14 protein-coding genes are annotated in these 22,354 nt (G+C 35.9%); 3 read left to right on the top strand and 11 right to left on the bottom strand.

What is annotated here, in order from left to right:
* From ACY651_RS15950 to ACY651_RS15910, 9 genes are all read right to left on the bottom strand, one after another.
* Nucleotides 1–1,407 (bottom strand): MBOAT family O-acyltransferase, encoded by a 1,407-nt coding sequence (locus ACY651_RS15950; protein WP_462254492.1) that lies wholly within the window; start codon nt 1,405–1,407, stop codon nt 1–3.
* A gap of 118 nt (nt 1,408–1,525) precedes the next feature.
* Nucleotides 1,526–2,665, bottom strand: coding sequence for a DUF3179 domain-containing (seleno)protein (locus ACY651_RS15945; RefSeq protein WP_462254491.1), 1,140 nt, complete (start codon nt 2,663–2,665; stop codon nt 1,526–1,528).
* Nucleotides 2,666–2,756: 91 nt separating this feature from the next.
* Nucleotides 2,757–4,955: a TonB-dependent receptor family protein gene (locus tag ACY651_RS15940; protein ID WP_462254490.1), complete on the bottom strand. Its 2,199-nt coding sequence runs from the start codon at nt 4,953–4,955 to the stop codon at nt 2,757–2,759.
* 67 nt (nt 4,956–5,022) lie between these two features.
* Entirely contained in the window at nt 5,023–6,576 is a 1,554-nt protein-coding gene (locus ACY651_RS15935; protein WP_462254489.1) for a vanadium-dependent haloperoxidase, read from the bottom strand.
* Nucleotides 6,577–6,623: 47 nt separating this feature from the next.
* A complete protein-coding gene (locus tag ACY651_RS15930) occupies nt 6,624–7,568 on the bottom strand; it encodes a hypothetical protein (protein ID WP_462254488.1) in 945 nt (314 codons plus the stop codon).
* A gap of 38 nt (nt 7,569–7,606) precedes the next feature.
* Nucleotides 7,607–8,695, bottom strand: coding sequence for a hypothetical protein (locus tag ACY651_RS15925; protein ID WP_462254487.1), 1,089 nt, complete (start codon nt 8,693–8,695; stop codon nt 7,607–7,609).
* Nucleotides 8,696–8,725: 30 nt separating this feature from the next.
* On the bottom strand, nt 8,726–10,051 hold the full coding sequence (locus tag ACY651_RS15920) for a vanadium-dependent haloperoxidase (protein WP_462254486.1): 1,326 nt from the start codon (nt 10,049–10,051) through the stop codon (nt 8,726–8,728).
* Nucleotides 10,052–10,113: 62 nt separating this feature from the next.
* On the bottom strand, nt 10,114–10,692 hold the full coding sequence (locus tag ACY651_RS15915; protein WP_462254485.1) for a hypothetical protein: 579 nt from the start codon (nt 10,690–10,692) through the stop codon (nt 10,114–10,116).
* Between the two features lie 93 nt (nt 10,693–10,785).
* Nucleotides 10,786–12,813, bottom strand: a complete 2,028-nt coding sequence (locus ACY651_RS15910; protein ID WP_462254484.1) for a glycoside hydrolase family 65 protein — start codon at nt 12,811–12,813, stop codon at nt 10,786–10,788.
* Nucleotides 12,814–12,996: 183 nt separating this feature from the next.
* Here ACY651_RS15910 and ACY651_RS15905 point away from each other — a divergent pair, with 183 nt between their 5' ends.
* From ACY651_RS15905 to ACY651_RS15895, 3 genes are all read left to right on the top strand, one after another.
* A complete protein-coding gene (locus ACY651_RS15905) occupies nt 12,997–14,346 on the top strand; it encodes a sugar porter family MFS transporter (protein WP_462254483.1) in 1,350 nt (449 codons plus the stop codon).
* Between the two features lie 69 nt (nt 14,347–14,415).
* Complete coding sequence (locus ACY651_RS15900; protein ID WP_462254482.1) at nt 14,416–15,909, top strand: glycoside hydrolase family 32 protein; 1,494 nt, start codon at nt 14,416–14,418, stop codon at nt 15,907–15,909.
* 59 nt (nt 15,910–15,968) lie between these two features.
* Nucleotides 15,969–16,898 (top strand): hypothetical protein, encoded by a 930-nt coding sequence (locus ACY651_RS15895; RefSeq protein ID WP_462254481.1) that lies wholly within the window; start codon nt 15,969–15,971, stop codon nt 16,896–16,898.
* Nucleotides 16,899–16,901: 3 nt separating this feature from the next.
* Here the strand turns inward: ACY651_RS15895 and ACY651_RS15890 are convergent, their stop codons facing one another.
* Both ACY651_RS15890 and ACY651_RS15885 read right to left on the bottom strand, forming a co-directional pair.
* Nucleotides 16,902–20,207, bottom strand: coding sequence for a VCBS repeat-containing protein (locus ACY651_RS15890; RefSeq protein ID WP_462254480.1), 3,306 nt, complete (start codon nt 20,205–20,207; stop codon nt 16,902–16,904).
* Nucleotides 20,208–20,260: 53 nt separating this feature from the next.
* Nucleotides 20,261–22,354 (bottom strand): FG-GAP-like repeat-containing protein (locus ACY651_RS15885; RefSeq protein ID WP_462254479.1); only part of this gene is annotated, 2,094 nt, incomplete at its 5' end.

Genomic DNA, 22,354 nt, shown 5'->3' with positions numbered 1-22,354 from the left:
CTAAAATTGAAAATAAATAAATTGGTTACCATTGGAATTTCCAAACAAAATTATGTAACAGATAAAAAATACAATAAGTAGCGAAAGATAAAAATTGCCCCGTTTAAAATAAAAAATATCTTCAAAACTGTATTTTCTAAAAATAAAATATTCAAAAAGCAGCAGTACAATAATTGAAAAAATGGCGGCAATAAAAATACCCGTATCTAAAATTTGAAAACTCACCGGATCAAATTCAGTAAAGATGGAATTAATAATACCAACAGCCTGATGAAAAGTAGCAGCCCTGAAAAAAATCCACGTAAAGCTTATGGCAATAAATACATACAATGCCCCCAATAATTTTAAAAAGAAATTTTTAGGTTTGAATGCAGAAAAATTAAATGCTTTTTCTACCATTAAATAAAATCCATTTAAACCTCCCCAGATTACAAAGTTCCAGGAGGCGCCATGCCACAACCCGCCAATAAGCATAGTAAGCATCAGGTTGATATAAGTTTTAATATTACCTTTTCTATTTCCACCTAAAGGGATATAAATATAATCTCTTAACCAGCTTGATAAAGAGATATGCCATCTCCGCCAAAACCCTGTAACAGTTTTAGAAAAGTAAGGCAGTGTAAAATTTTCTTTGAACTTAAATCCCAGCATTCTTGCTGTACCAATGGCCATATCAGAGTAACCGGAAAAATCGCAATAAATTTGTATAGAAAATAAAAAAGTTGCTGCAAGAAGTGTGCTGCCCGAATGATGGGTATAGTTTTGGTACACCACGCCTGAATACACACTTGCAGTATCTGCAATCACCACTTTTTTAAATAAGCCCCAAAAAAATCTTGATAACCCAATTGAAAAATCGGCATAGGTAATTTTATGATTGCATTCTTTTAACTGCGGTAAAAGATTTGTTGCTCTTTCAATTGGGCCTGCTACCAATTGCGGAAACATCATTACAAAATTGGAATACACTAAAAGATTTTTTTCGGCTTTCATATTTCCCCTGTACACTTCTATAATATAACTCAAACTTTGAAATACATGAAAGGAAAGGCCGATAGGTAAAATAATTTCCCAATTTTTTATGGGTGTAAAACCCAGCAGGTTAAAATTATCAATAAAAAAATTGCAGTACTTAAAAACAAAAAGTATAATACAGGTATTGCAGATGCCCAATAATAAAATCTGCTTCTTTCTTTTTTTATCAGTACTTTTTTCTATTTGAATGGCAGCAATAAAATCGACCAGTATAGTAAAATATAAAATAAAAATATACGCAGGTATAAACCACATGTAAAAAACAGAGCTGGCTATAAAAAGCAATATTTTTCTTGCCGTACCATTTAAGTAGTAAAACAAAAAAAATACAATAGCAAAAAAAAATAGAAAGTTTATGGAGTTAAAGAGCATGCGCTGTATTCTTAAATGCAATTTATGATAAACGCATGTATTACCAATGTAAGTTTTACACCATGCAGAACAAAATAGTTTTTTGTGAATATTTACAGTAAATTTTCAGTAACTCTTTTTAATACCGTTTTGTATCTTCATTAAAAGTTCGCCAGCTATGCCAAAACTCCTGGTAGGCAGGCAATGGCTTTAAGGAAAAAGTAGTATCAATACCTTTGCCGTTTATTTTATAATGATGGTTGTTCATCAGTAACGTATCATTATGTAAAGCGAAGATTGCGTTTTCTGCAGGCCTTTCAAAAGCAAAAAAACTTTTATCATCTTTTGCTAAAACAAGTACTATGAAACTGCTGCCTAATTTATCATTAATGATTCTTTTATCTTTTAATGTATTCCAGTCATACACTTTTTTTTCTTTACCAGCTTTTACACCAATCACCCACGATTTATCTTTCCATGAAAGGCTGTCCGTACCTGTTAGTTTACTTTTACTTTTGCCATTTTCGTATTTTAATGTGGTATCGTATTTATTATCAAATGCAGGATCGGGTTGCATAATGAGTGAGTTGGGATTCAACTGCAGCCACTCTGCCAAAGAAGTTTGTGTGCTGAATACTTCCGGCAATTTTTGCCCTTTTAATTTTCCTGTTATTGCTTCGCCTGTAGCCTGGCGCCACCAGCTTTTTGTAGCAGCATCTTCCAGCATAGCATTAAAGTGATCCATTCCTACTAACCTAAAAGTTTCTTTTTTACCATTCACTACCGGTTCAAATATTCTTCCGGTTCTGCATACGGTACAATAAGTTACCATTATAGATTTGTCTCCCAGAGTATCCTGTACATGATGATGATATCCTAAAAAACGAATAGGGTATGCTTTAGACACACCATTAACAGTAACACCAATTACCAGCCGGTTAGTATCTACTTTATTTTTATCAGCTACAGCAAACAATAATTGTTTGGGTTGTTGAAACATAGCATCGGCAGCCATAACAAAATTGGCCATATATATTACAACACTTAATAACAAAAAAGGAATAAAAGGAATCCACTTTTTTTTCCAATTTGATTTTAAAAACCCAATTAATATCATCATGGAAAAAAAACAACGAAATATCCAGCGCCATTTGTAAAAAAAATAAGCAGTATCAATACTATTTATTTGTTGGCTGCCGGGCATGGGCATAATAAAATATACATTAGCCACTTCAAAAAGCAGCAAGCCTGTTAAACCAAGGTAAAATGTTTTTTTCATGATAATTGTTAACCCGTAAAACCTGCTTTGGTTAGAAAAGCAGCGCTTTCACTTTTTACGATTTTTGTACCAAACGATTATAACAAATATTTTAAAGCCGTACCGCCAATGTAATACTTGCATTGCGTCCGTCGGATGACCACACACCCGGCCCGGGATAAAACAACGGACGTTTTGTAAAGTATTGCCTGTTGATACAATTATTAAGCGACATTTTCAATTCTAAATTTTTGGATAATTTAAAAACTGCGTTTGCATCCAGTATGCCATAAGAAGGTACAAGGCCAACAGCTCCGTTATTTTTTGGTGGTTGCACTGTATTTAATGCGTCAGCAAAAGTTTCGGCAGTATAACTGTACAGTACCGAAAAACTTATTTTATAAAATTTGATAGTAGCACCGTTACGGGAGATCAGATCGGGAGCACTTTCCACTTTATTGCCTTCGATATTAATATTTGCATTGCCCGATTTTACAATTGCTTTTGTATACCTGGCATGTACAAATGCTGTTGATGTAAAAACAGAAAGACTAACAGCCTTTGCCAATATCCAGTCTGCCTGCACAAAAGCCTCCAGGCCTTTTGTAAATGAATTGCCCACATTGGTGCGGTAAGTATAAAAGTTACCGCCGTTATCCGTTTGTGCTAATGTGCCAAAGCGATTATTGTATTGCAATAAAAATCCGTTGATATCCCATCTTAAAAATTTATAGCTTCCTCTAAAACCTAATTCAGCATTATATCCTTTAGAGTCTTTTATGTTGGGATCAATTTTTTCAAATAAAGAAGCAGGTATCAGATCTTTAAAAAGCATAGGCCGGTAACTCTGCGACCAGCCTCCATATAACTCTGTACTTTTTCCGGGTTTGTAAGAAAGGTTTATACCCAGCAAAGGAAACTGGTGTTTAATACTAACAGGAATTTGATTATCGGGGTAATACACAATCTTACCGCTCATATCCGTTTTACCCATTTCCACTCTTGCACCAACATTTATAGAGAGGTTGTTTTTTATTTGAAATTTATTTTCGGCAAACAAAGCAAGGTTGGTTGTTTTAAAATGCATATCTCTTCCCCATGCCGGTTCAACCAATGTCAGATCATAGTCGCTACCTGTGGTGCCTTTACCTAATTGTGTACGATGCAGATCATTGTTCATGTATTGTACACCTGCTGCAAGCGAACTGGCATGTTTTGCTAAACGATAAAGCTGCAACAACCGCAATTCAGCAGTATAACTATTAAACCTGTCAATATCTATTTGGCGGTTATTATATTGTTGTGTAGTTGTTACGACAGTATCCCTGATATTTGTTGGCTTATCAAACAGCACACTATTTCTTCTGCCTAATACTGCAGATGTAGTTAATTGTAATTTTGTTTTACAGGCCACTTGCCAGTTTACTATTACAGAGGGTACATGAATGTCGGGACTGAAATAATTGCGGCTACGTGTGGCCTGTTTTGGATCGGCAGTAAACATACTGTCTGTTAATGCACCTGGAATCCGGTATAAATATTTAGAACGTGACCATTCTAAGCGGATAGAAAAATTTTTATCAGGCTCGTAAGTAAGCACAACAGATTCGGCTTCTGAATCGGTATGTTCATTTTTACGATAACCGTCTTTTGATTTTTTATACAGGTATGCATAATATTTTAATTTACCTGCTTTACCACTAATAGCATTATAGCTGCTTAATAAATTAAAAGAGCCAATAGTGTTTATACTTTCAAAACCAACCGGCCTGCTGGTATCACCCTGTTTGCTTACATAATTTAACATGCCGCCAAACTGTGCGCCATATTGTAAAGAACCTGTGCCTCTTACCAATTCAATACGCTCAATACTTTCGAGCGGCATACTATAATGGCTTGCAGGGTAACCATACATATCGGAGTTGGTTAAAACGCCGTCTTTTCGAATATTAAATTCCCAACCACGATGAGGATCTAATCCTCTTGCTGCAATATTTATCTGGTTACCTGAGCCATCCATATCATATACAAACACACCGGGAATTTTTGCAAATACCAGCCTGCCGGTTTTGTTAGTAATATCTGCAGCGGAATTATTGAGGCTGATAATTTCCGTTTTCTTTCCGGAAAAAATATAAGTACCCTGCTCTTCCGGAAGATGTTTAACAATATTCTGATACAGATAGGTATAGAATATAAGGCTGTCTAAAGATTTTATTTTAATTACAGTATCCGTGCCAGATACAGGTTGCTGTGCAACACAACAAACAGTAGAAAATATAAATAAAAAAGAAAGTATACTTTTTTTCATAACTCAGTAATTGATTTTTTAAAAGGTGTTGTAAAAAATTACAACACCTTTTAATCATCATTCAAAATTATTCTGCCCCATCAGTATGCCCTCTTGTTATTGCATAACTGCCCACTTTATTCCCTGTAGTAATTCCAACTTCGCAATCGCTGCGGAAGTGGATAGCACCATACATACGTGATATAGAAGCTTCTTTGGCCATATCATTAAATTGTTGTGCTTTACCGGGAACTATATAACTTAATACTGTTGCCGCTGCGCCACTGAATGTGCTGTGTCCGCTAATGTATGCAGGAAAATTCGGTAACCCTATATCAGTTTTAATACGGGTATCTATCTGCATTGGCCGTGGGTTATAATAAAAATATTTAGCATCCCAGCAAACAACACCAGCATCCATAATACTCATATTCAGCAGCGCCATGTTACGTGCCCACCTTGCTTCGCTAAAATTTAATTGAGCAAATTCTGTAGCGGCAATATAATTCCAATGCCCCGGAGGTGTGTAAGTACCTACCCCATCCGACCAGAATGTGGCAATACTTTTTTGTTCTCTTGTAAGATTTTTCTGTATCTGATATACCTCTTCCGTTTCTGCTTTAAACTGTGCAGAGCCGGTTAATGGCGGGGCTGGAGGACGAATGGTGGTTACCATTGTAAGCGAATCAAATAACCAGGTACGTACTTTTCCAAATAACACAAGCATGCCGGGGCGTTTTGGCGTTTCCTGGCTGAACCAGGGCACTTCACCTTTTGCCACACAATCAGCTTCTATTTGAGCCCAAATTGTGGCATTGCCTCCGGCTGTACCTGCTCTGTCGTTTCTTGCACGGCCTATAAATTTAGCAGCAACCAGTTTACCCAATGCCTCTCCTGCATCTAAATCGCTACGCACATTTGCACCAGCAATTAATCTTGCCCTTTTATGTTCTTCCGCTTTTTGATTTATAAAATCCTGATCGCCGGGAAATAATAATTTTAATAACTCTACTGATGCTCCCATCACTACGGCATCTTCGCTTGGATACGAAGGTAAAGTTGATTTTGGTAATAATGTTTTAATGTTTGCATCTACATTAAATGGTGCTGTACGGGCATACAAAGATTTGTAAAAATAACCAGCCACGCAGGCATCATATTGTGCCGCACTTAAATAAGCATAAGCCCTTGCAGCATAAGGTGGATTTGAAAATGGAAAAGTGGGATATGCTAATGGGTTAGCTGCATTAGGTGCAGGATAAGTACCATCTGCATTTTGGTATGGAGGAAGATTGTGTTTTGCAACCAACTCTCTCATAATTTCGTTCCAGCGTAATACAGCACCGGCACCCCAATAGTTTACCATATCTTTTTCTTGGGTGGTAATATTATTCTGAAAGCTTTTAATTTCATTCAGCTGCAGAATATAATCCGGCGATGTAGTTGCAATAGGTGCAGCACAGGCAAATTCGCTGGCTGCAGTTAATAAAATAGGTTTCCATGTTCCTGCATTGGCGTCAGTCTTTGTTGGGTTGATGAGCGGATACGAGAGGTTTGCTTCATCTATTTTTTTTGAACAGGAATTAAAAACTGCAATTGTTGCAATAGTTACTAAACTGATGAATAAAAATATCTTTTTCATTGTTGTAATTTTAAACTGCCACCATCAATGGCTAAACAGCATGAATGTTATTTTTTAGTTTCTTCTTTTTTCTTTTTACTAAAATCGAGTATGTAAAAAACCCCTCCGCCAAAACTTGTGCTTTGCCCTACATTTCTTCCTGCAACAGTTGTATTGGCATCGGCAACAAATGAAAGCCCGTTTACAAAATCGGTATCGTATTTTACATGAAGTCCAAGTTTTGTAGCATCCATTTTATTACTTACAAAAGGCATGTTGTTTTTGGTGATATCAAAGCCCCCCAATGTGGTAAATTTATCTGCGATAGCTTCTATGATCCACGTACTGCTGCGATAACCAATTCTGAAATTAAAATCGTTGGCATCAGGCATTTTCACTTCGTTGGTATAATGCATTTCGGTGGTGTAGTAAGTATTCCTGTCCAGGGTTACATTGCTTCGGAGCATATAGGTACCTGATATAGTTGCAAACCAATCGCCCATTTCGTAATCGGCCATTACTCTTAAATGACCGGTTTTGCTATGCATGCCGATGGCCAATGGCATAAGGTCAATATAATATTTACTTACCGGAGCTGAATAGCCACCTATCAATATTGCTTTCAGGTTTCCTTTACCGATCTTTTTTTCTTTTGCCACCCATTTTACAAATAAGGATAAATCCTGCAATCCCTTTTGCCCTTTTAAATTACCGGCACTTGCTTTTGTTTTAATATACGGTAAGCCAAAAAGCAGGTTAAGTTTATCGGTTACACCATAGTTGCCCATTATCATTGCAGCAGTGGTGCTTACTGTTCCTAAGTTAGCGTTATCTCTTTTAAAAGTTCCTTCCCAATAATTTTTCCAGCTGCTTTTACTAATGGTTGGGCCAACACAGAAAAAGTTTTTCTGCATCATCAGCCCATCAATATCTGTTTGGGCGTGTGCCGGTCCGCTTACTGCAAAAAAAATCAGTAGTATTTTAATTGGATTTTTCAATACACTCAAAATCATAATAGATGGTTTAAAAATTTAAATGAATTATGTTTTAATTAAAGTTTAAACGAAACGCCAATATTTATTGAATAGTCGGCAAATGCGGCATCACCCTGTACTTTAACTTCTGGTGTAGAGCGCAATTTATCAGAATAACTTTGTGTTCTGTTACGTTCCAAAACAACAGGAACAGAAATATAGAGGGTTGTTTTTTTACCCATATGGCTTATTACAGGTTCGGCAGCAATTACATATCCGGGCCTGCGAAAACCCTTATCGCCTCCAAATAAATCACTGCTGGGCAGGCCTTCTATACGTACTCCGCCTGAGACTGTAAAACTCTTTACCGAATAATTTACGCCACCCCTTGCCATAAACTGGTCGGGTACACTCATAGTATTGGTAAAATATTTTACGTTAGTTGCGCTAACGGCTCCGCCCCTGGCAGTGGATACTCCATTTTGTTCTACAGGGTTAATAAGATAATAGGTATTACCATAGAAGCCTAATTTGTGATTCATTTTGTAATAGCCATTCAATTCAAAACTAATACCTGTACCACCATCACCCAATTGAATTGACTGATCTACCGGGCCTAAAACAAAAGTGGAATCATTTTTTCTAAAATAATCTTCTACCCTGTAATTGCCGGTTGGCAGTTTAATACCTAAACCCGCCTGTATATTTCCTTTAACTGATTTAGCAGGGTTCAGCAACCAGTAATACCCTGTAATACGCATATCGCCAAGGCCAAAAGATTTGGTGGTGTTACGGGCATTGGGGCTGGTACTGCCGTTGCCATAATGCTCATATTTAGATGAACGTAAATTAGACTGCAGCGGCAAAGCAACCGCCATTGAAAAGCGGTTATTAAAATTTCTAACTATTGAAATATCGAGATTATGCTGCCAGTTACGTACATCAGACTGTTCGTCCACACGATGCTTTTGTTCTTCTTTACCCACAAAATGTTTGTACGATTTAAAGTACCGGTGGTTAAGATTTAACTGCCATCCTTTGGCATTAGCACCGCTATGGTTTAAAGTGCAACTGCTTCCATTATTACGGATGGCTACACAACCCTGTGCATTCAAATTGTATTGTGCAATAAAAAATATTGCTGCCAGTATAAATATTTTTTTCATTTTTTTAAATTTTTTATTTTCTAATAATTTTTATTTTTCTAATTTCAGTTTGCCTACAATAAAACTGCCCACTCTTTTTCCATACTCTGTACTTACCAAACAGCTGGGATGAAAATGAATACCACCATAAAATCTTGCCATATTATTTTCATCAGAAGCCTGTTTAAAAGAGGTGAAAGAGCGGTTGGCAATACCAAACTCCAGTTCGCTGGTATCGGTGTAATTAAAATTTTCGCCGTACATTTTTGTTAATGCTTCTGCAGCTGCAGATGATACAGTGCTGTGGCCGCAGGTATATTCAGGAAATGGTGGTGTTTGTAAATAAGGTCTCCAGTCCTGGTCAATATATTTATTAATTACCGTTTCTGGCCTAACCATATTGCTCCTGAATTTTTCATCCCAGCATTGTATAAATCCATCAAACATACAAATAGAAGTGAGTGTGTATGCCGCTACTGTTTTTCTAAAACTGGCTTTTGCTTTTTGCGATGCAATGCCCACAATATTCATCCAGTGGCCGGGGGGAGAAAATTTTTTGGTAACAAATTGTATATGCCCAACCACATTTAATTTCCCTCCCAGATCATCCCAAAATTCAGCGATATGTTTTTGTTCATCCGTTAAACTGTCCACTGCATTTTTTACTGCCATTACCTGTTTGTAATAAGCGCCATTTTTATCGGTAACATTAAATGGTATTGGGCGTGGCGGCATAAATTGATTTGCACTGTCCATAACAATGGTTCTAATTTCTGTCCAATGTGGCTCTAGCGCACTGGCATAAGCTGGTGGTGTGGGCACCCATCTTCCCGGAGAATCTAAAACCGTATAACGTGATGCACTACGTGTTTGTGCATAGTTATCTTTTTTGCTCCATGCTAAAACTGTTTTTGAAACTGAATCAGCAAAGGCAACAGAATTATCAAACATTTTAGATGGCATGCCACTTTCGTCAGCAAATCTTTTTAAACTGTCCACATATTCTTTCATACTGCCTTCGGGAAAAGTAACCGCTTCACCTACTTTACAAAATGCCAGCAGCGATGCAAATTCATAATCAATCTGATCATTTTTAAAACTGCTCACATCTATTTTAAATCCGTTTATCTGTCCGCTTAAAGAATTATATTCTTTTGGATAACCGGCTGCAATACATTCGTACGCTGCAATATTTGCGTAAGCATAATTACGTGATGCTACAATGGGTGCAAACCCTACAAACTTAACCACTTCGTTCAATTCTTTTACAGTTTTGCTGTAAGAAAATGCATCAGTGAAATAAGTTTTTTCTGCCGGTTTATTATTGCAGGAATATAAACTTAGCAATACAGCAAATGCCGTAATTAATTTTTTCATTTAAAGAAATCTATTAGTAAAGAGAAGCAGCAATTATTATAATAAAATATTGCTTTTGTAAATTAACAGGTAACAGCAGTGTTGCAAAAATCCGGAGGCCGCTCAATGGTAGCTTTGTGTTTTGCTCCAGTATTAGCAATGTAATGTGTATTATTTTTTAACACAATTGCTGTAGAAGAAATATCAAAATTAAAATCTGCGTTATTCTCAAACTCACCCAGCATTTTTAAAAAAGAAAATGATTTATTTGAATCACCAGATTTTTTATTAGTATCTTTTTGCAGATCAAAAACAACATTTGTAAAATTATCTTTTGAATTGAGCAATTGCTGTTTAGAAGTATTGGGGATGCAAAGCATTTCAAGCGAATCGTTATAAATGCGGCTCTTTACATAGGTATATAACACGCCGTTCATTTCCACTTCGCCGTAAGCCCTTGTAAAATCTTTGGTGTTATTGTAGTATGGGAGATTGGTGGGTTTTTTTATAGAGATAAGATCTTCTTCGTTGTAATTATTTTTATCTAAAGCAGTTTCTAATGATTGATCGGCATTGTTTACCATGAAGGATACAAATAATTTGTAGCCAAATAAATTGAATACAAATATCCCTAAAAGCAATATGGCAGCTAATTTCCTCATTTTGGTCTGTGCAAAATAAGAATATTTATTGAGTTTTCAGCATAATTTCCTTTGCATATCAGTTGCAAACGTTTGTGTCGTATTGATTTTCAACTATTTTACCGTAAAAGTCTTTTTAAGCGGCCCAACCCCTGTAATAGTAATACTCTTCCACTGCTTTGGTAGTGTTGATTTTATTTGAATAATTCCAGCAGGTGTGATTTCTAACCCGCCAAACCCATTTAATAAACTTTGTAAAATGCCCCCTGCGCCAGTTGCAAAATAGGGATTGGTACCGCCTTTAGTTTCGGCAATTACATTAAATGGCGGATTTAAATTGGGCACATAAGCATCTTTAAAAAAATGAAAGGCTTTTTCTGCATCACCTATCCGGCTGTATAATAATGCAAAGATGGCCTGCGTCATTGCAGGCGTGCCTTCGTTGGGTACACGAACGGAATAATAATCCAGGTCTTTTTTAATTTGCCTGGCATCTGTAATTTCTTTTAAAGGATAAGCCAATAAATTTACATCGGCCTGTTTAATCCCTTCGCCATTATAAGTGGCATGTTCGCTGGTAGTGCCATCAGGCATTTTTAAAATAGGAATATTGTTGGCAACATTCATCCAGTCTGCATCACCAGTAATGCCTAAAATTTTTGCAGCTTCGGTTGCATATTTTAAGTTAGCCTTAGCGGCAGCGTTAGTAAAGGCATTATTGTCAACATTCTCGGCCCACTCATCTGCAGCCACCACATTTTTAATATCATATTTTCCGGGGCCATTTCTTTCTACACGGCTTGCCCAAAAATCGGCAGTGCTTTGTAAGATGGGCCAACCTTTTTCTCTTAACCAATTTTTATCCTGTGTTACACAATAATAATTCCATGCAGCAATACCCACGCATGCAGTAATATGATGTTCGAACGGGCCACTCAATGCCCACACCGGTGTTTCTTCCACGCCAGTTTCTGCACTCTCCCATGGAAACATGGCACCTTTATACCCTTTACCAAATGCATTTCTTTTTGCAGCTTCCAATCTTTGATAACGGTATTCCATCATACTCTTTGCCAGCTCGGGGTGCAATTGTAAAATACTGGGAAACATCCATAACTCGGTATCCCAAAACACATGGCCGTTATAACCCAATCCGCTTAATCCCATCGGGCTTGGACTGTTGGACGTTCCTTCCCTTACAAAAGAATATAAATGATACAACATGCTGTGTACATCCTGCTGACTTTGTGCATCGCCTTCAATAACAATATCACTCTTCCATAATTCCTTCCATGCATTGTTATGCATTTCAATCAATCGGTCTCTGCCCTGTAATTTTGCAAAAATAGTTAAGCGTTCCGCTTCGTTTAAAGGATCATCATGATGTGCAGATGTTATTGAAGAACCAACAATAGAATAACGATAGGTTTCTCCCGCTTTTAATTTTTTTGTAAACTTCATAAGGTGCATATTGTTATCCCACATTTCGTGTATTACTCTGGGTTCGCTGCCATGTGCTTCGCTAAAAATAAATGCATTGCTGGCACACATCAGTAATTTTCCGGTAGGGCTTTTTGCTGTAGAAGTTAATAAACTAATTGTTGTATGCGGCCTGTCAATTTCATTGTAATAATTTTGCACCTCTTTTAAAGCATCAGGCGCTTCCATTTGCGAAGCACTGCCGAGATTAAAATCTTTTTTTGCGGTTACTGTTATGTCCATCAAAACAGAATAAGGCAACTGCCGCAATGCATAATAAGTGTAGCTGATTGTTGCCACATCTTTGTAATTAAACGAAGTAGTAAAATTGGCAGTTTGCATATTTAAACCCTGCTGCATATTGCTTACATCCGCATTACTCAACCTTCTGCCATCAACCTCCATATACATATTTAAAAGATTGAAACTTTTTAAAAAATTACTCACCCTTCCTCTTCCGTACAAATCATACGCACCGGCAAGCACCACATCTTTTACTTTAAAAGCCTCGGGACTGCTTACAATACCAATCATACCATTGGCAACAGTTACACCATAATAATTTTTGGAATCAATATTGGAGGTTGTTATTTTCCAGGCATCCTGTGCAAAAGAAACCGCATAAAAAATAACAAGGCAAATACAAACAAGCAATCGTTTCATAAATCTATTTTTGTATAGTGAAATTACAGAAAACAAGTTAAACATCTTTTGCTGCCCTGCTTCAGTTGTAAAAAATTTAGGGGCATTCTTTTTAAACAACAATCGTTTGCATTTATGTCAAAATAAATTAACTGCCCAAGTCGCTGTTGGTTTTCTTATCTTAACAGCTACAAAAACTTGCTTATGAACCAGAACAAACTTTTTCGTTATTCTATTGTGGCCGCATTGGCCGGTTTTATTTTTGGGTTTGATACCGTAGTTATTTCCGGTGCTAATAAACCCATTCAGGATTTATGGCATACTACTCCTTTTTTTCATGGCTTTTTTATAATGTCGATGGCATTATGGGGAACAGTTTTAGGATCAATCTTTGGCGGCATACCTACTGAAAAGTATGGCAGAAAAAAAGTATTGTTCTGGATAGGAATTTTATTTGCTGTTTCTGCATTTGGTTCTGCTTTTGCGCCAGACCCGTACAGCTTTTCTTTTTTTAGATTTATGGGTGGCGTTGGTATTGGTGTTTCATCAGTGGTGGCACCCGCTTATATTTCAGAAATTTCAACCGCTGCAACAAGAGGAAGATTAACAGCGATGTATCAATTCAATATTGTTTTTGGAATTTTAATTGCTTATCTATCCAACTATTTTTTAGAAGGTGTTGGTGGCGATAATGACTGGCGCTGGATGCTGGGTGTATTGGCAATACCTGCATTAATTTATACCGTAATGGTAATGGCAGTGCCCGAAAGCCCACGCTGGTTAATCAGCAAAAAAAATGATTTAGCTGCTGCAAAAAAAATAATGAACGACATTGGTGTAGAAAATGCTGATGCAGAAATTGCAGCTATTATTGAAAGCAACAAACATGAAGCTGCTAAAGGAAATACATCTCAATTTTTTAGTGCGAAGCATAATAAAATAATCTGGCTGGCATTTGCAATTGCATTTTTTAACCAGTTATCCGGCATCAATTTTATTTTATATTATGCGCCGGAAATTTTAACCAAGATTGGATTGGGTGAAAAAGAATCTTTATTAAATTCCATTGCAATTGGTGGTACCAATTTAATTTTTACGTTTGTCGGTTTATATTTAATTGACAGGCTTGGGAGAAAAACTTTAATGATTATTGGATCGATTGGATATATCATTAGTTTATCCATGGTGGCTTATGCTTTTAAAACAGGAGCCAGCCCCACATTTTTAATGACGTTTTTATTATTCTTTATTGCATCACACGCCATTGGGCAGGGCGCAGTAATCTGGGTTTTTCTTTCAGAGATTTTTCCCAATAAGATACGGGCATTGGGCCAATCTTTTGGTGCCAGTGTGCATTGGGTATTTGCTGCAATAATCACTTTAGTAACACCTGTTTTTTTAAATGAAAAAGATGGTATGCTTAAAGATGCCCCGTGGATAATATTTGCTTTTTTAGCTGGCATGATGGTGCTGCAATTAATTTGGGTATTAACTAAAATGCCGGAAACAAAAGGTGTTTCTCTTGAGGCATTGGAAAAGAAATTGAGTACATAGGAATTGCACTATGAGGTGCAGAGAGCACAGAGTTGGTTTATTTTTTCTTTATCAAATAATTTAATTTTTATGCAACAGAAAAAATATTTTCTTTTTATCAGTTTATTTTTTTCATTGATGGCAAACGCACAAACAAAATTGTACACTGAAAAATATCGTCCGCAATTTCATTTTTCGCCGGCAAGCAACTGGTGCAACGACCCCAATGGATTAGTGTATAATAAGGGTGTGTATCATTTATTTTATCAGCATAATCCGTTTGCAAATATTTGGGGCCATATGACATGGGCCCATGCAACTACAAAAGATTTAATTCACTGGAAACATTTACCCATTGCCATACCGGAGGAAAATGGCGTAATGATTTTTTCCGGCACCTGTGTGGTTGATAAAAATAATACCAGCGGTTTTGGTAAGAATGGCAAAGTGCCCATGGTGGCAGTGTACACCGGGCATATTGAAAATATAAATCAAAGCCAGCACATTGCATACAGTTTAGATGATGGCATTACCTGGACAAAATATGCCAACAACCCTGTGCTTGATCTGCACAAAAAAGATTTTAGAGACCCGAAAATATTTTGGCACGAACAAAAAAAATATTGGGTACTGGCCTTAATGTTTCCGGTGGAGCATATCATGCAACTCTACTCTTCTAAAAATTTAAAAGAATGGAATCACTTGAGTGATTTTGGCCCGGCGGGTGATACCAGCGGCGTATGGGAATGCCCTGATCTTACACAAGTACCCGTTGAAGGAATGCCCGGTAAAAAGAAATGGTTATTGCAAACTTCGCAAAATGCTACCATGCAATATTTTGTTGGCGAATTTGATGGCGTAAAATTTACCAACGAAAATCCTGCTGATAAAATTTACCGCCCCGATTACGGCCCCGATTATTATGCGGCCATTGCTTACAACCAACTGCCTGCAACAGTTTTACCAACAAGTATTGGTTGGGTAAATAACTGGAATTATGCCAACGATATTCCCACCACACCTTGGAAAAGCGCAATGGCTTTACCCAGAACATTAAGTGTAAAAAAAGAAAATGGTGAATGGATTTTAATTCAAAAGCCAATTGCACCTGTAACATCATTGAGAAAAAAAATATTCCAAACTCAAAGTGAATCAGTAGAAAATAAAAAAGTTTTGGCAGTTAAGAGTAAACAATTTGAAATGGAAGTAACGCTGGAGCCTTCCGCATCCTCTGTAAGCGGTGTAAAAATTGCCGTTGGAGAAAACAATTATTTTGAAATAGGTTATAATACTGCTCAACAATTATTTTACATCGACAGGAGTAAAAGCGGCAACACTTCTTTTAACGAAAATTTTAAAAAGATGCACCGCTTTGAAAAAACGATTGCCTTAAAAAATAAAAAACTGCAATTGCATATTTATTTTGATAACAGCATTGCAGAGGTTTTTGTGAATGGTGGTGAAGCGGCTTTTACTGCACAAATTTTTCCGGATGAAAAAGATAACGGCATTGAATTATTTAGTGAAGGAGGAAAAAGTACCTTCAGTAATTTGAGTTTGTGGCAAATGAAACCGGTTTGGTAAGCTGGTATTTTTTATCTTGTGTAATTAAAAAATAAATTTAAAAACTGGTTATTTAGAGTATGAAAAAAATAATTATTGGTTTAGTAGTTTTTGCGTTATTAGTTTTAGGTGCTGCTTACCTGTTTATTCCAAATATTATTAAACTTAAAAGCAGCATTGGTATTAATGCAACCAGAAACGGTTTAAACAGAATGCTGTTAGACAAAGCCAATGTGGCAAAATGGTGGCCGGGCAAAGTAAGTAATGATAGTTTTTACCTTAACGATTTTGTTTACACTATCCACAACAGTAATATTTCTGTTATGCCCGTATTTATTGCTGACAAGAATGTTAGCATTTCAACTTCTCTTTTTTTTATTGAAATTAGAACAGACTTTACTAATTTGGAATGGGTTGGCGTAATGGCTTCATCTTATAACCCCATAAAAAGGATAGCGGCATATTTTAAAGCTAATAAAATTGAAACTGATATGCAGGCCGTTTTAAATGGAATGGAAGCCTTTTATAGGGTGCCCGAAAATATTTACGGATTTGAAATAAAAAAAGAATTAGTAACTGACAGTATTTTAATTCAAACTACTGCCACAAGTAAAGGTTATCCAACCAACGAGTTAATTTACAATCTTGTTGATAAGCTGAGTATATACGCAGTAAATAATAATGCAAAAAAAACTGGTTACCCCATGCTAAATATTAATGAAACGGACAGTTTAAATTTTACAGTTAAAGTTGCAATACCTGTGGATAAGCCATTGCCTAACTCAGCGGATATTTTACAAAAAAGGATGCTGGGCAGAGGGAACATTTTAGTAACAGAAGTAAAAGGTGGTAACGAAATGGCAGAAAAAGCTATTATCGCAATGAAAAAATATGCTGATGATTATAAAAGAACGGCTCCCGCAATTCCTTTTTATTCTTTAATAACAGATCGCTTAAATGAAACTGACAGCAGTAAATGGGTTACAAAAATATATTACCCGGTAATGTAGGAGTTATTTTTTTGTGGAGGCAAATTTTAATACCAAAATACTGTCGTTATTTTTTGCCATGATATAGGCTGGTTGATTTAATATATTAATTGGCTGTATATGCCTTACTTCTCCTTTAATGCTAAGGCCATTTAAATTTTCGCATACAAAATTTCCTTTGCCCTTGTTAATTAATACTGTACCAAAATCGGCATCGTAGCGGCCGGTGTGAATAGTGTTGCTGTAATAATTACCTGCTAAAATTATATCTGGCAAATTATCATTGTTAACATCAGCAATAGCTGCATCACGGTAGGGAGACAATTGTGCCTGCCATGGCAACTCCTGTGTTGTAAAGTTTAAATTGCCATTGTTTATCAATACAGCATTAGCAAAATAATTGGCAAAAGAAATTGTTGCATGCTCTGTTTTCTCTAATGGAAATATATCTTTAAACTCCGCTTTAGCAAAATCTGCTGCATAAATAAATTTCTTTTTCAGCATGGGTATTTGCCTTTGTAATTCGTCTTTGCTGGATAAAGTAACTTCCTTATTTTTTACAAAATAAGTTAGTACCTGTTCTTTTTTTCCGTTATCATCAAAATCGTTAAAGTATAGTTGAACAGGCTGGGTTGCTGTTGCCTGCAACCTGCTGTTAAGACCGAGGTTACCGGCAATTAAATCAATGTCACCATCATTATCTACATCAACAGGCAAAACAAAATTCCACCAACCTTTTTTATCGGTTAATTCTTTTTTTACAAATTGCCCGTTTGAACTTATAAATGCAGTAACTCCTCCCCATTCGCATGTTACCAATAAATCTTTGTCTTTGTCTTTATCTATGTCAAACCAAACAGCATTGGTAACCATGCCAATATTTGCTAAATCTTTAGCATGCTTGACTGTTACGTCAGTGAATTTTCCTGTTCCATCGTTTTGCAACAAATAAGAACGTGGGATTTCTCCATAATTCCATGGCACCGTTTTTCCACCTAAAAATAAATCAATAAAGCCATCGCCGTTAAAATCATTAGCAACAACACACGATGGGGTTACAGCAATATTGGTAAATGCGTTTGGCAATTTTATAAAAGTAGTTTTTCCATCATTCAAAAATATCCTGGGCAATAAATGTTCATCGCCACCATAATATTCATTTCCGCCTGTTGCAATAATTAAATCAATATTACCATCATTATTAACATCTGCCCATGTTGCACTTACATCTTCATACATACTATCCAAAGCCATTTCCGGTTGAAGGGTTTTTATAAATTTACCATTTGCCTGCTGTAAAAAAATAGCATTGTGAAAAGTTTTAGAAGCGCCAATAAAAACATCTTCCAATCCATCTTTATTTATATCCGCCACAGCTAGTGCCGGCCCTTCGGTAGAGATCATGTGAGGTATTAAAGGCTCTCTGTCAAATTCATTAAAAACATTTTCTGTGTGTTTATAATTTAAATCAGTTGACGCAGTAATATCTGTTGCTGTATTTGAAATATTTTTATAAAAATTAGTTATACTACTGTAATTAAATTTGGGCAATTCTTTTTTATAAGTAAAAGAAAGTTGCTGTAACAAGCTGTCAATTGTAATTTTTTGAAATGAATTATCGGGCCAAATTAAAAATGCTGAATCAACTTTTGCCTTACCCATGCCAATGTGCATAGGTATTTCCATGCTGGACATAAAACCCCTTGCTGGATTTTTTTCGTAGGTTTCAATTTTATCGCCAGCAAACAAAACAATTTTTGCGCCAACAGCATTGCGGTTTTTTTCTGAGCCAGTTAATTTTATTGCTGCAAAATTTTTATTCTCATTTTGTGCTGTTTTATTTTCATACAACAAAGCCGGATTATTAATATTATTTACCACCACATCTAAATCACCATCATTATCAAAATCGGCATATACAGCACCATTAGAGTAAGTGGGTAAATCATTACCTATTACAGTTTCCATATCTTCAAACTGCAAATTATTTTTATTTTTATAAAATTTATTAGGGATTTTTATTTCCGGAAATTTTTTCATCAGCGCCATATCCTTATCCTTCATATCACTGTTCTTTATTTTTTCCTGTATTTCGGCATTGTAAATAAAATTTACATAATCCATATCGTTAAGCCTTTTAGGAATACCATTTGCAATAAACAGATCTTTCAACCCATCATTATCAAAGTCCATAAATAAAGGTGCCCAACTCCAGTCTGTTGCCGAAATACCAGAGTAAACGCCTGTTTCGCTAAACATTCCATTACGCCTGTTATATTGCAAAGTATTTCTGGAATACTGGTAATTATAACCTGATGCAATTTTGCTAAAAAATACGTCGTAATCATCATCCCCTAATGAGCGTTTTAAAATATATGGATCTGCTGCAAGCATATCCATCGAAATAATTTCCGGATAGCCATCATTATTCACATCTGCAACATCCACACCCATAGAAAATTTGCTGCTGTGCATCAGCCGTTGATTATTTTCTTCAGTAAAAGTTCCATTTTTTTGGTTGATGTACAGGTAATCATTTTCATGAAAATCATTACCGATATACAGATCAGGCCAGCCATCTAAATTAATATCGCTAACGGCTATGCCCAGCCCATAACCAATTTCGGAACTGTTAATTTTACTTTGTTTTGTTACATCAGTAAAATGGTTACCGTCGTTACGATATAATTTATCGCCTGATAAAGTGCTGTATGTATTTGCAAAATTATTTCGTGGTGCAAACGAACTGCTTTGATGAATGGAATGATTGAGCAAGTACATATCAAGGTCGCCATCCAAATCATAATCAAAAAAGGCGGCTTGTGTACTAAATCCTGAAAAATCAAGGCCATACGCTGTTGCTTCATCTGCATAAACGGGAATACCATTTTTTATTCCTTTGCAAACCAGTAGTTGATTTTTGCTGTTTAATACTTCATAATTCCCCACTCTGCAAACATAAATATCCAGCAGGCCATCGTTATTAATATCTACAACAGATACTCCTGTTGACCAGCCTTTATCCTGCGGCACTGTTGCTGCTGCCGTTGCATCTTTAAAATGCAACTTCCCTTCGTTTATGTAAAGTTTATTATCGCCCTGGTTAGATGCAAAGAACAAATCTGTTAATCCATCATTATTAAAATCGCCTGCGCCAACACCGGCTCCATTATAAAAATACATGTACTTAAACATGTTAAAGCTCTCAGTTGGTACTACTTCATTATTGAAATGCAAACCGGTTTTATCATCTTTAAGTACTTCAAATAAAACTGGAACAGTAACTTTTGTTTCATTTTTACAAGAGCTGATACAAATGTAAAAACTCATAAGGAGTAAGTAAAAAATATTTCGGGCATTTTTATTCATGCAGATCACTTCAATTATTTTTTAGCTATAGGAGTTTTCTTTTTCAATTCATACAAAACAGGAAATTCGTTATTCTGCAGGAAGAGTATGCTTGTTGTATTATTTCTCTTTACTAAACTTATATCCCTTACCTGCCCTTGTAATTGTAAGCCGGATTGTATTTGATTAAGAACAGTAAAATTATTGTTACCGGTATTTATCAATACATCTCCTGTACTTGCATCCAGGCGGCCCAGCTGGGGTTGAAAACCAAATTCGTTACCGCCAATTATTAAATCTATTTTTCCATCTTCATTAATATCAACAGGCAAAACATTTTTTACTGATGAAAGCTGAATACCAGCCGGCAGGTTTTTTAAACTAAAATTTCCATTGCCCGTATTAAAAGCTACAACAGAAGATGAGTAATTAATTTTTTTAACCACTGCTTTTTCTATTTGTTCTTTACTAAATAATTCCTGCACCGATTTTTTTGCATAATCATTATTACGCAGATTTTGTTTTTTCAGCATCGGCATCTGGCTTTCCAACTCTCCTTTCATAAATACCGGTTTGTCTTTGCCGTCAATTGTTCTTGTTATAATTTTATCTGTTTGTCCGTTGTTGTCAAAATCGCTCAAAAATAATTTTACCCGATTTTTATCATCCGGGTGCAAATAAAAATTTTCTCCAAGGTTTCCTAAAATCAAATCCTGTTTGCCATCATTATTTAAATCGGCAACAGCAACGGTTTGCCACCAGCCCATTTTATCATCAAGATTTGTTTTTAGCAGTATAAAATTATTGTTACTGTATTTAAAAATTAAAGGCGCCATCCATTCGCCTGTTATTATTAATTCTTTAGCAGCATCTTCGTCAAAATTTGCCCACACTGCACCGGTTACCATTCCTGCATAAGCTATTCCTTTACATTTATCCGCAGGCATATCTGTAAAAATACCCTTGCCGTCATTTAAATAAATATGGCTTTGAGGTGTAAGGCCATACTCCCCACTTACACATCTTGCGCCAACAAACAAATCTAAATCACCATCGTTATCAAAATCATTTGCAACAGCTACACTTATATTATCTTTATTTACAGGAAAAGCATCCGTAGCAATTTTAAAATTACTCTTGCCATCATTGAAATATAAGCGGTGCTGCATTTCTCTGCTGGATGGCATTGCTGCATTACCACCGGAACACAACAACAAGTCATTATCACCATCTTTATCACAATCAAAAAATAATACAGCCCCATCTACAAAACCAGTAAATTGTTTAAATATCAATTCATCTTTTTTGATAAACTTCCCCAAAGTATTTTGTAAATACAATTGACCCTGTTTTGCAACAGTTCCTCCAATGTAAATATCATCTAACCCATCGCCATTAATATCAGCAACAGCAGCTTTTGGCCCATCATGCGAAAGCATTTGCGGTATGGCTTTCTCCCTGTAAAAATCTGTAAAATCATCATCCATGTTTTTTTCAAAATCAGTTGGCACTGCTTCAAATAATGGTGATGGAAATGTTTTAATTGCAGTACTTAATTTTTGGCCGTCAACAGGTTGTGTGTAACTATGGTATTTATTTAATTCAGGGGTAATAATTTTTGTATAAGTAAGATTTGGCCACACAATAATTACTGAATCAATTTTTACTCCATTCCCAATTCCAATGCATTGTTTATAATCTACCGACGATTGAAAACCACGGCTGGGCATTATTTCTTTAGTAAGAATTTGATCCTTATTATACACTATTATTTTACTGCCCACAGCAAATGTATTTTTATCATTGCTTTTTAAAGAAATACCAATGAAATTGTTTTTATTTTGTTCCCTGCTGTTATTTTTAAAAACAAACGCTGGTTCATTAACATTATTTACAACTACATCAAGATCGCCATCATTATCTAAATCGGCATAAGCAGCCCCATTACTAAAAGAGTTTTTATCAAAGCCCCATTCTACTCCTTTATCTTCAAACTTAAGATTGCCCAGGTTGCGGTACATTTTATTTGGTACTGCAATAGAAGGAATCTTACTCACCAGTTCAGAAAGATTTTTTTGCCCGGTGGCCAGCATCTTTTCTTTTATTTCATTGGCATCAAAACCTAAAAA

Source organism: Ferruginibacter sp., from assembly GCF_031391665.1.
In the GTDB taxonomy this organism is placed as follows: domain Bacteria; phylum Bacteroidota; class Bacteroidia; order Chitinophagales; family Chitinophagaceae; genus Ferruginibacter.
The sequence above is the reverse complement of the archived record's forward strand: the minus strand, read 5'-3'. Positions and strand labels throughout refer to the sequence as shown.

Bases quoted from the DNA above. Each gene is read 5' to 3' on its own strand.
- ACY651_RS15950 (WP_462254492.1), bottom strand. From the start codon at position 1,407: ATGCTCTTTAACTCCATAAACTTTCTATTTTTTTTTGCTATTGTATTT.
- ACY651_RS15945 (WP_462254491.1), bottom strand. From the start codon at position 2,665: ATGAAAAAAACATTTTACCTTGGTTTAACAGGCTTGCTGCTTTTTGAA.
- ACY651_RS15940 (WP_462254490.1), bottom strand. From the start codon at position 4,955: ATGAAAAAAAGTATACTTTCTTTTTTATTTATATTTTCTACTGTTTGT.
- ACY651_RS15935 (WP_462254489.1), bottom strand. From the start codon at position 6,576: ATGAAAAAGATATTTTTATTCATCAGTTTAGTAACTATTGCAACAATT.
- ACY651_RS15930 (WP_462254488.1), bottom strand. From the start codon at position 7,568: ATGATTTTGAGTGTATTGAAAAATCCAATTAAAATACTACTGATTTTT.
- ACY651_RS15925 (WP_462254487.1), bottom strand. From the start codon at position 8,695: ATGAAAAAAATATTTATACTGGCAGCAATATTTTTTATTGCACAATAC.
- ACY651_RS15920 (WP_462254486.1), bottom strand. From the start codon at position 10,051: ATGAAAAAATTAATTACGGCATTTGCTGTATTGCTAAGTTTATATTCC.
- ACY651_RS15915 (WP_462254485.1), bottom strand. From the start codon at position 10,692: ATGAGGAAATTAGCTGCCATATTGCTTTTAGGGATATTTGTATTCAAT.
- ACY651_RS15910 (WP_462254484.1), bottom strand. From the start codon at position 12,813: ATGAAACGATTGCTTGTTTGTATTTGCCTTGTTATTTTTTATGCGGTT.
- ACY651_RS15905 (WP_462254483.1), top strand. From the start codon at position 12,997: ATGAACCAGAACAAACTTTTTCGTTATTCTATTGTGGCCGCATTGGCC.
- ACY651_RS15900 (WP_462254482.1), top strand. From the start codon at position 14,416: ATGCAACAGAAAAAATATTTTCTTTTTATCAGTTTATTTTTTTCATTG.
- ACY651_RS15895 (WP_462254481.1), top strand. From the start codon at position 15,969: ATGAAAAAAATAATTATTGGTTTAGTAGTTTTTGCGTTATTAGTTTTA.
- ACY651_RS15890 (WP_462254480.1), bottom strand. From the start codon at position 20,207: ATGAGTTTTTACATTTGTATCAGCTCTTGTAAAAATGAAACAAAAGTT.